Origin of the sequence: Bradyrhizobium sp. HKCCYLRH3059, assembly GCF_051168035.1 — a bacterium.
Classification (GTDB): Bacteria; Pseudomonadota; Alphaproteobacteria; order Rhizobiales; family Xanthobacteraceae; genus Bradyrhizobium.
Genome location: NZ_JBNPUF010000004.1, coordinates 567,970 through 576,953, shown reverse-complemented (window position 1 = coordinate 576,953; position 8,984 = coordinate 567,970). Strand labels below are relative to the sequence as shown.

8 protein-coding genes are annotated in these 8,984 nt (G+C 66.5%); 7 read left to right on the top strand and 1 reads right to left on the bottom strand.

What is annotated here, in order from left to right:
• Positions 1-330 precede the first annotated feature (330 nt).
• Positions 331-2,706: a xanthine dehydrogenase family protein molybdopterin-binding subunit gene (locus ACQR13_RS16565; protein ID WP_434862989.1), complete on the bottom strand. Its 2,376-nt coding sequence runs from the start codon at positions 2,704-2,706 to the stop codon at positions 331-333.
• A 200-nt stretch (positions 2,707-2,906) separates the two neighbouring features.
• Between ACQR13_RS16565 and ACQR13_RS16560 the strand changes: the two genes are divergently transcribed.
• The 7 genes from ACQR13_RS16560 (at position 2,907) to ACQR13_RS16530 (ending at position 8,858) form a co-directional block, all read left to right on the top strand.
• Positions 2,907-3,980: a Ppx/GppA phosphatase family protein gene (locus ACQR13_RS16560; protein WP_434862988.1), complete on the top strand. Its 1,074-nt coding sequence runs from the start codon at positions 2,907-2,909 to the stop codon at positions 3,978-3,980.
• A gap of 236 nt (positions 3,981-4,216) precedes the next feature.
• On the top strand, positions 4,217-4,912 hold the full coding sequence (locus ACQR13_RS16555) for an RlmE family RNA methyltransferase (protein ID WP_315827408.1): 696 nt from the start codon (positions 4,217-4,219) through the stop codon (positions 4,910-4,912).
• Positions 4,913-5,014: 102 nt separating this feature from the next.
• Positions 5,015-5,293, top strand: coding sequence for a DUF3551 domain-containing protein (locus tag ACQR13_RS16550; protein ID WP_315714423.1), 279 nt, complete (start codon positions 5,015-5,017; stop codon positions 5,291-5,293).
• Positions 5,294-5,374: 81 nt separating this feature from the next.
• Positions 5,375-5,734, top strand: coding sequence for a hypothetical protein (locus ACQR13_RS16545; protein ID WP_315714422.1), 360 nt, complete (start codon positions 5,375-5,377; stop codon positions 5,732-5,734).
• 165 nt (positions 5,735-5,899) lie between these two features.
• Entirely contained in the window at positions 5,900-6,868 is a 969-nt protein-coding gene (locus tag ACQR13_RS16540; protein ID WP_315714421.1) for a Bug family tripartite tricarboxylate transporter substrate binding protein, read from the top strand.
• Positions 6,865-7,359, top strand: coding sequence for a tripartite tricarboxylate transporter TctB family protein (locus ACQR13_RS16535; protein WP_315714420.1), 495 nt, complete (start codon positions 6,865-6,867; stop codon positions 7,357-7,359). The genes ACQR13_RS16540 and ACQR13_RS16535 overlap by 4 nt, the downstream gene beginning before the upstream one ends.
• Complete coding sequence (locus tag ACQR13_RS16530; protein ID WP_315714419.1) at positions 7,359-8,858, top strand: tripartite tricarboxylate transporter permease; 1,500 nt, start codon at positions 7,359-7,361, stop codon at positions 8,856-8,858. The genes ACQR13_RS16535 and ACQR13_RS16530 overlap by 1 nt, the downstream gene beginning before the upstream one ends.
• Positions 8,859-8,984 lie beyond the last annotated feature (126 nt).

The following is an 8,984-nucleotide window of genomic DNA, read 5'->3' as shown; positions in this document are numbered from 1 at the left end:
GCTTGACGAATCGAGCCGATTTTGAAGTGTCAACCATCTCCCCGAACACCCGTCAGCTATGTCCCCGGGCTGAACAGCAGCGAAGCAATCCAGAGTGTTGCCGTGGAGGCAGTCTGGATTGCTTCGCTACGCGCTACGCTCGCAATGACGTGGAGAGGACCCGCGGCCCAATCTCGACAGTCCGTAGCCCGGATGCGCGCACGCCGGCGCCCAGCGGGTGCAGGCGGGAGCGACATCCGGGTTCACCGATACAGCCCGTGAGACCCCGCATGCGGGCTACGGGCTTTTCGTTTGGCAATGAGAGTTTTCGCCTCATCGCGAGCGAAGCAGCTACGCCGCGGTCCTCGCCTTGCCGTCCTGGATCGCGCGCCAGAGCTTTTCGGTGGTCAGCGGCATGTCGAGATGCTTCACGCCGTAGTCGGACAGTGCGTCGATCACCGCGTTGATCACGGATGCCATCGAGCCGGCGCAGCCGGCTTCGCCGCAGCCCTTGGTGCCGAGCGGGTTGGACTTCGCCGGCACCGGATGGTTGTCGACCGTCATCATCGGCACGTCGGAGGCGCGCGGCAGCGCGTAGTCCATCAGAGATCCCGTGATCGGCTGGCCGCTCTCGTCGTAGCGCAGATGCTCCATCAGCGCCTGGCCGATGCCCTGGGCGACGCCACCATGGAGCTGGCCGGCGACGATCATCGGGTTGATCACCGTGCCGAAATCGTTGATCGCGGTGTAGGCCACGATCTGCGCGACGCCGGTGTCCGGTTCGATCTCGACCTCGCAGACATGACAACCATTGGGGAACGTCGATTCCGTTACTGTCGAGTTGTGGTCGACGTCGAGCGAGGCCGGCACGCCGTCGGGCATCTTGCGCTCGCGCAGGCGGCGCGCCAGCTCCATGATGTCGATGCTGCGATCGGTGCCGGCGATGGTGAACTGGCCGCCCGCGAACTCGATGTCGGCTTCCGAGGCTTCGAGCAGATGCGCGGCGGCCTGCTTGCCCTTGGCAATCACGAGCTGTGAGGACTCGACGATGGCCTGGCCGGTCGCGGTGATCGAGCGCGAGCCGCCGGTGCCGTTGCCGAACCGCACGAGATCGGAATCGCTCTGCTCCAGCCTGATCTTCTCGAACGGCACGCCGAGTTGCGCCGACAAGACCTGCGAGAACGGAGTCGCGTGGCCTTGGCCGTAGTCCAGCGTGCCGGTCGTCAGGGTCACGCCGCCATCGGCGTCGAAGGTGATCTTGCCGAGCTCGCCCGAGGGCGGCGCGGTCACCTCGAGATACGAGCCGACCGCGATGCCGCGCAGCTTGCCGTTCTTGCGGCTCTCGCGCTTGCGCTTGGCGAAGCCGGCGTAGTCGGAGACCTGCAGTGCCTTCTCGAACACCGCGGCGAAGTCGCCGGAGTCGTAGGTGACGCCCGACGCGGCCGGGAACGGCATCTGGCTCGGCTTGATGAAGTTGCGCTTGCGGATGGTGAGACGGTCGATGCCCATCTCGCGCGCGGCGGTGTCGATCAAGCGCTCCATGAAGTAGTTGGCCTCGGGACGGCCGGCGCCGCGATATGCGCCCATCAGGGTGACGTTGGTCAGCACGGTCTTGATATCGACGCCCAGCAGCGGCGTCTTGTAGACGCTGGCGAGGTTCTTGCCGGTGTTGAGCGACAGCGGCAGCGGTGCGACGCCCATGATGTAGGCGCCGAGATTGCCGTAGCCGGACAGTCTCACAGCGAGGAACCGGCCGTCGGCGTCGAGCGCCAGCTCGCCATGGATGATCTGATCGCGGCCCTGGCTGTCGGACAGGAAGGCGGTGGTGCGCTCGTCGCGCCATTTCACGGGGCGGCCCAGCTCTTTGGCGGCGTGCAGGATGCAGACATATTCGGGATAGGAGACGTTCTTCATCCCGAAGGAGCCACCGACATTGGTGGTGAGGATGCGAACCTTGTCCGGCGCGACGTTCAGAATCTTCGCCAGCGTCGCCTTGTTGCCGGACACGCCCTGGGTCGGCACCTGCAAGGTGAAGCGCTCGGTCTTGCCGTCGAACGCCGCGAGCGCGACGCGCGGCTCCATCGACACCACGGCGACGCGGGTGTTGACGATGTCGAGCTTGGTGACGTGCGCGGCCTTGGCGAAGGCCTCTTCGATCTTGGCCGTGTCGCCGTAATGATAATCGAGCGCGACGTTGTTGGGGATATGGTCATAGAGCTGTGGCGCGCCGGGCTTGGCGGCTTCCTCGGCATTGGTGACCGCGGGCAGGGGCTCGATATCGAGCTCGACCGCCTCGGCCGCGTCGCGGGCCTGGGCCGCGGTCTCCGCCACCACGAACGCAATGGGGTCGCCGACGAAGCGGACCTTGTCGGTGGCGAGCGCCGGCCGGTTGGTCTGCAGCAGCGGCGAGCCGTCCCGGCCCTTCAGCGGCAGGCCGCAGGTGAACGGGCCATAGTTGGCTTCGGCGAGGTCGGCGCCGGTCCACACCCCGAGCACGCCGGGCATGGCCTTGGCGGCCGCGGTGTCGATCCTCTTGATGATGCCATGGGCGTGGCTGGAGCGCACGATCCAGGCATGGGCCTGGCCGGGCAGGTTGAAATCGTCGGTATATTTGCCGTGACCGCGCACCAGCGTGTCGTCCTCCTTGCGCCGGACCGGCTGCCCGACGCCGAATTTCTGCAGCGCGATCGCGTTTTCGAGGGAGGCCGGGGAGGTGTGATCTTGCATGGATGAGGACCCAAGGGGCTGAATTGGTCGCAAATGCGGGCTGTTCCCAGATAGTGCAGCGCCCGCGGCCGGACAACGGTTGATTAGGAATGGTGCATCACGCCTGACGGAGGGGCTGTTGCGCCGGCGCTATCCACTGATAATGTCTCACGAAAGAGAACTTCCATCTGGGCCGGTTCGGCCAGCGGAAAGACATTTGAATGATCAATGACACGCGGCTGCGGGAGAGTCCCGCGCCGCGCGGGAACTTGGAGCCCGGCTTGCGTCCGGGTCTGGACGTCGCGACGCCTTCCTGCGCCAGCAATGGCAGCAGCGTCTACGCGGCCCTGGACCTCGGAACCAACAATTGCCGGCTCCTGATCGCCTGTCCTTCGGGCGACAGTTTCCGCGTGGTCGACTCCTTCTCGCGCATTGTCCGGCTGGGCGAGGGCATCTCGACCACCGGCTGCATCAGCGACGCGGCGATGGATCGGGCCATCGCGGCGCTCAGCATCTGCCGGGACAAGATCCAGTCGAAGAAGGCCAGGCGCCTGCGGCTGATCGCGACCGAGGCCTGCCGCGCTGCGGCCAATGCCGAGGGGTTCCGCAGCCGGGTTGCGGCGGAGACCGGCATCGAGCTCGAGGTGATCGACCGCGAGACCGAGGCGGCGTTGGCCGTCAAGGGCTGCGCGCCGCTGCTCGATCCCGGCGGGCGAGGGGCGATCCTGTTCGACATCGGCGGCGGCTCCAGCGAGTTGGTCCGGATCGAGCGCGATGCGGGCGACCGCAACGCCGAGCCGCGGATCAAGGCATGGATGTCGATCCCGCTCGGGGTCGTGACGCTGGCCGAACGGTTCGGCGGCCGTGACGTGACGCCGGAGATCTATGCCGCCATGGTCGAGGCCGTGGCCGAGCATGTTGGCCCGTTCGCGGCCGAGAACGGCGGCGATCTCGCCGGCATGCATCTGCTTGGAACCTCCGGCACCGTGACGACGCTGGCGGGCATCCATCTCAACCTCGCGCGCTACGATCGGCGCCGGGTCGATGGCATCTGGATCAACGACGCCGACATCACGACGACGATCGGCAGGCTGCTGGCGATGAGCTACCAGGAGCGCGCCGATAACAATTGCATCAGCATCGACCGCGCCGATCTCGTTCTGGCGGGCTGCGCCATTCTCGACGCCATCCGCCGGTCCTTTCCGCTGCCGCGCCTGCGCGTCGCCGATCGCGGCCTGCGCGAGGGCATGCTGGTCGAGATGATGCGCGAAGACGGCGCGCTGCGCACGGCGTAGCGACTTCACCCTCCCCTGGAGGGGGAGGGTCGTCTCACATGGAGCGCAGCGCAATGTGAGACGGGGTGGGGTGAGTTCCACGAGCGGTCTTCGTGCGGCTCACCCCACCCCGATCGCTCGCTTCGCTCCCGATCGACCCTCCCCCTCCAGGGGAGGGTGACCTTTGTAGTTCCGCCAGACCTCGAGCGTGGACGGATTTTCGCCTCCCGCGTCTGGTCACGACGACCGAGAAACACATGGCAAAAGACACCACCGGCCGCATGCATGTGCAGGTCAAGACCGGAGGCAAGCGCAAGCTGTCCTCGAAACTCTGGCTGGAGCGCCAGCTCAACGATCCCTATGTCGCGCAAGCCAAGCGCGACGGCTATCGCTCGCGCGCGGCCTACAAGCTGCTCGAGATCGACGACAAGCATCATCTGCTCAAGCCCGGCATGACGGTGCTCGATCTCGGCGCTGCGCCCGGCGGCTGGAGCCAGATCGCGGCGCGCCGGGTCGGGGCCGAAGCCGGGAAGGGCAAGGTGATCGCGATCGATCTGCTGGAGATGGGCGAGATCCCCGGCGTCACCTTCACCCAGCTCGACTTTCACGCCCAGGATGCGCCCGAAAAGCTCCGCGCGATGCTCGGCGGGCGTGCCGATGTGGTGATGTCGGACATGGCGGCCAACACCACCGGCCACCGCAAGACCGACCAGTTGCGCATTGTCGGTCTCGTCGAACTCGCCGCGCATTTCGCCAGCGAGGTGCTCAAGCCGGGCGGCAGTTTTCTCGCCAAGACGTTCCAGAGCGGCGCCGATGCCGACTTGATGGCGCAGCTCAAGCGCGATTACGCCAGCGTCCGCCACGTCAAGCCGGCGGCGAGCCGGCAGGATTCGTCGGAGCGCTACGTGCTGGCGATGGGTTTCCGCGGCGGAGAGCAGGCCGACCTGTTGTAATGGCGTCATTGCGGCCTTGGCGCCCTGGCGATACAGAGCAGGGGCAATCACCGTCTCGGGAATCGGCCTGGGCCGGCGAGACGTCGATTCCGGAGGTCCTGCATGCGTGTCCTCAACTGGAGCGCCCTCGCGCTGGGTTTGGCGGTCGGGTCCGTCCTATCGGGCTCTGCTCACGCCCAAGCCTACGATCCGCGCTATCCCGTGTGCATGAAGGTCTATGAAGGCGGCCGGTTTGGCGGTGGCGAGTGGATCGACTGCAGCTATACGTCGCTGCCGCAATGTCGCGCGACGGCGTCGGGCCGTGCGGCGATGTGCGACCTCAATCCCTTCTACGCCCCGCCGTCGCCTCCGCCGCGCCGCGCGCATCGGCGGCATCGCTGAAACATTTCATGACGGAACGGCCGTTGCCGTGCCGCAATCGAACTGAAGATTCGAGACCCTCGTATCCATCGGGCTGCCGTGATGCCGCATCGTTTCATCGTCGCGATCGTGATGCTTCTGCTGCTGGTGCCCGCGATCGCGTCCGCGGCGCCGTCGCACAAGCGCAAGGCGCACCGTTGGCAGGGCTATGGCTTCCTGCCCGGCTACAAGCAGCCGCCCAACAACAGCCTGCCGCTCTATGCCGACAAGGAGGCCATGCGCAACGGGCCGCGCGGCAGCCGCCGCCATTGGTATATCGACGGTACGCCGAAATACATGCTCTACAACGGCGAGTGGCATTATTTCGGCCAGCCCGGCTTCTATCGCGGCCATTACAATGGCGGCAGCTTCGGCCCGTGCTGGACGCGGACGCCGGTGGGGATGGTCTGGACTTGCGGTTAGGCCGCTCCTCCCACAACCGTCTCGTTCTCCCAAGGCTGCTGCTGCAACGCGGGCGACGGCGCGAGCAATCCCGTCTGGACAGCGGCCGCATTTCCCGCTGAAATGCCGTTCCTCAGAGGCAAAAGAAACGCGAGCCGTTCGTTCGGCCGACCGTGGAGGACCGCTTTGAATTCGTTCTGTACGCGCCTGTTCGGCGCGGTCGTCGCTTTGACTGTGCTTGCCGGTACTCCAGCCTTCGCCCAGCAACTCGAGTTGAAGGTCATGGCGCCGGCCGCGCCCGGCGGCGGCTGGGACCAGACCGCGCGGGCAATGCAGCAGGCCTTCGTGGCGTCGGGTGTGGCACGCAGCGTCCAGGTGACCAACGTCGCCGGCGCCGGCGGCACCGTCGGCATCGCGCAGTTCGTCACCGGCGCCAAGGGCGACGGCAACCAGCTGATGGTCAACGGCTTCGTGATGGTCGGCGCGCTCGCCATGAACAAGTCGCCGGTGACGCTGGAGCAGGTGACGCCGATCGCGCGGCTGACCGAGGAGATCCAGGTCATCGTCGTGCCGGCCGCATCGCCGATCAAGACCGCGCAGGATCTCGCCGCGGCGCTGAAGGCCGACATCGCCAAGGTCACCTTCGCCGGCGGCTCGGCCGGCGGTGTCGATCACGTCATGGCCGCGCTGTTCGCCGGCGCCGTCGGGGCCGACGCCAAGAAGGTCAACTACATCCCGTTCTCAGGCGGCGGCGAGTCGCTGGCGGCGATTCTCGGCGGCAAGGTCACCGCCGGCATTTCCGGCCTGTCCGAGTATGACGGGCAGATCAAGAGCGGCAAGCTGCGCGCGATCGGCATATCCTCGGAGAAGCGCATTCCCGGCGTCGACATCCCGACCTTCAAGGAGCAGGGCATCGATCTCGTGCTCGCCAACTGGCGCTCGGTCGTCGCTGCGCCCGGCATTACGCCGGAGCAGAAAAAGACGCTCAGCGAGGCCGTCGAGAAGATGGTGAAGTCGGATTCCTGGAAGGAGATCCTGAAACAGAAGGGCTGGGATGACGCCTATCTTCCGGGTGACGCCTTCGCCGAGTTCCTGAAGAAGGAGAACGTCCGCGTTACCGACGTGCTGAAGTCGGTCGGCCTCGTCAAGTCATGACGACGGAGCGCGCCGGCACCGAGACACCCGCCTCGGGAGGCGTCGACAAGGCCGGCATCGTCATTGCGGCGCTCCTGGCGGCCGTCGCGCTCGTGCTGGTCTACGACGCCAATCAGATCCCGGCGACCACGATGTACGGCATGGGCCCGCAGGTCATGCCGGTCGTGATCGCGATCGGGCTCGGCATTCTTGCACTGGCCAATCTGATCGATGCCGTCAGAGGCAACCTGCCGCCGCGCGAGAGCTCCGATCCGGTCGCGGTGCTGCTCATTCTTGTCGGACTTGCGCTGCTGATCGCCATCATCGGCTTCGGCGGCGGCTTCATCCTGGCGACGACGGCGCTGTTCGTGACGACGTCGGCGGCGTTCGGCCGGCGCGCCTTCGTCACCGATTTCGTCATCGGCGCGGTGCTGACGACCACGATCTATCTCGCCTTCGACCGCCTCCTGACCTTGAGCCTTCCCGCCGGTCCGCTCGAAAGACTGCTCTGATGGACACCTTTGCCGCGCTCGCGCATGGGATGGCGATCGCCGTCCAGCCCATGAACCTGCTCTATGCGCTGGTCGGCGTGTTCCTCGGCACCGCCGTCGGGGTGCTGCCGGGCATCGGGCCGGCGCTCACGGTCGCCCTGCTGCTGCCGGTCACCTACAAGCTCGATCCCGGCGGTTCGCTGATCATGTTCGCTGGCATCTATTATGGCGGCATGTATGGCGGATCGACCACCGCGATCCTGATCAACACGCCTGGCGAGAGCGCCTCGATGGCGACCGCGCTCGAGGGCAACAAGATGGCCAAGGCCGGCCGCGGCGGCCCGGCGCTGGCGACCGCGGCGATCGGCTCCTTCGTCGCAGGCACCATCGCCACCATCGGTCTCGCCTTCCTGTCGCCTTACCTCGTCGACATCGCTGTGCGCTTCGGGCCGGAGGACTACTTCGCGCTGATGTGCGTCGCCTTCGTCACGGTGTCCGCGACCTTCGGCGATTCACCGATCCGCGGCCTCACCAGCCTGTTCATTGGTCTCACGCTCGGCCTCATCGGCATCGACAAGCTCACCGGGCAGGCGCGGCTCGCCTTCGGCGTGCCCGAGCTGCTCGATGGCGTCGAGGTGACGACCTTGGCGGTCGGCCTGTTCGCGGTCGGCGAGGCGCTCTACGTCGCCTCGCGCCGGCATCATACCGAGGAGAAGATCGAGGCCATCAAGGGCTCGCTGTGGATGACGCGCGAGGACTGGAAGCGGTCGTGGAAGCCGTGGCTGCGCGGCACCATGTTCGGCTTTCCAATCGGCGCGCTGCCGGCGGGCGGGGCGGAGATCCCGACGTTCCTGTCCTATTCTGCCGAGCGGCGCCTGACCAAATATCCCGACCAATTCGGCAAAGGCGCGATCGAAGGCGTCGCCGGCCCTGAGGCCGCCAACAACGCTTCTGCCGCGGGCACCTTGGTGCCGCTGCTGACCCTCGGCCTGCCGACGTCGGCGACCGCCGCGATGATGCTCGCCGGCTTCCAGCAGTATGGTCTCAACCCGGGCCCGCTGTTGTTCGCCGAGCGGCCCGACCTGGTCTGGGGCCTGATCGCGAGCCTGTTCATCGCCAACACGATGCTGCTCGTCCTCAACCTGCCGCTGGTCGGCCTGTGGGTGAAGCTGCTCGCGATCCCGACACCATGGCTCTACGCTGGCATCCTCGTGTTCGCGACCATGGGCACGATCGCGGCAAAACCGTCGGTCGTGGAACTGTCGATGCTGGCCGGCTTCGGCGTGCTCGGCTTCCTGATGCGCCGGTTCGATTTCCCGATTGCGCCCGTCGTGGTCGGGCTCATCCTCGGGCCGATCGCCGAGAGCCAGTTGCGGCGGGCGCTCGCGATCAGCCTTGGGGACCCCATGACCCTGCTGCAGTCGCCGATCTCTGCAACGCTTCTGGTCGTCGCGCTGATTGCTCTGATCGCGCCGTTCATCTTGAAGGGACTCGGACGCTTCAAGGCGAATGAGGATTGAGCGCGGCCGCAAGCGGAAACCGCGCCATCGCACTGCAACATAACGTGACCGGAGGTGAGCGCGGAGATCGGGCGCAGCTTGAAACGATGTGCCCGCGATCTGGTTTGGGTTGAGCCATCGAGACCG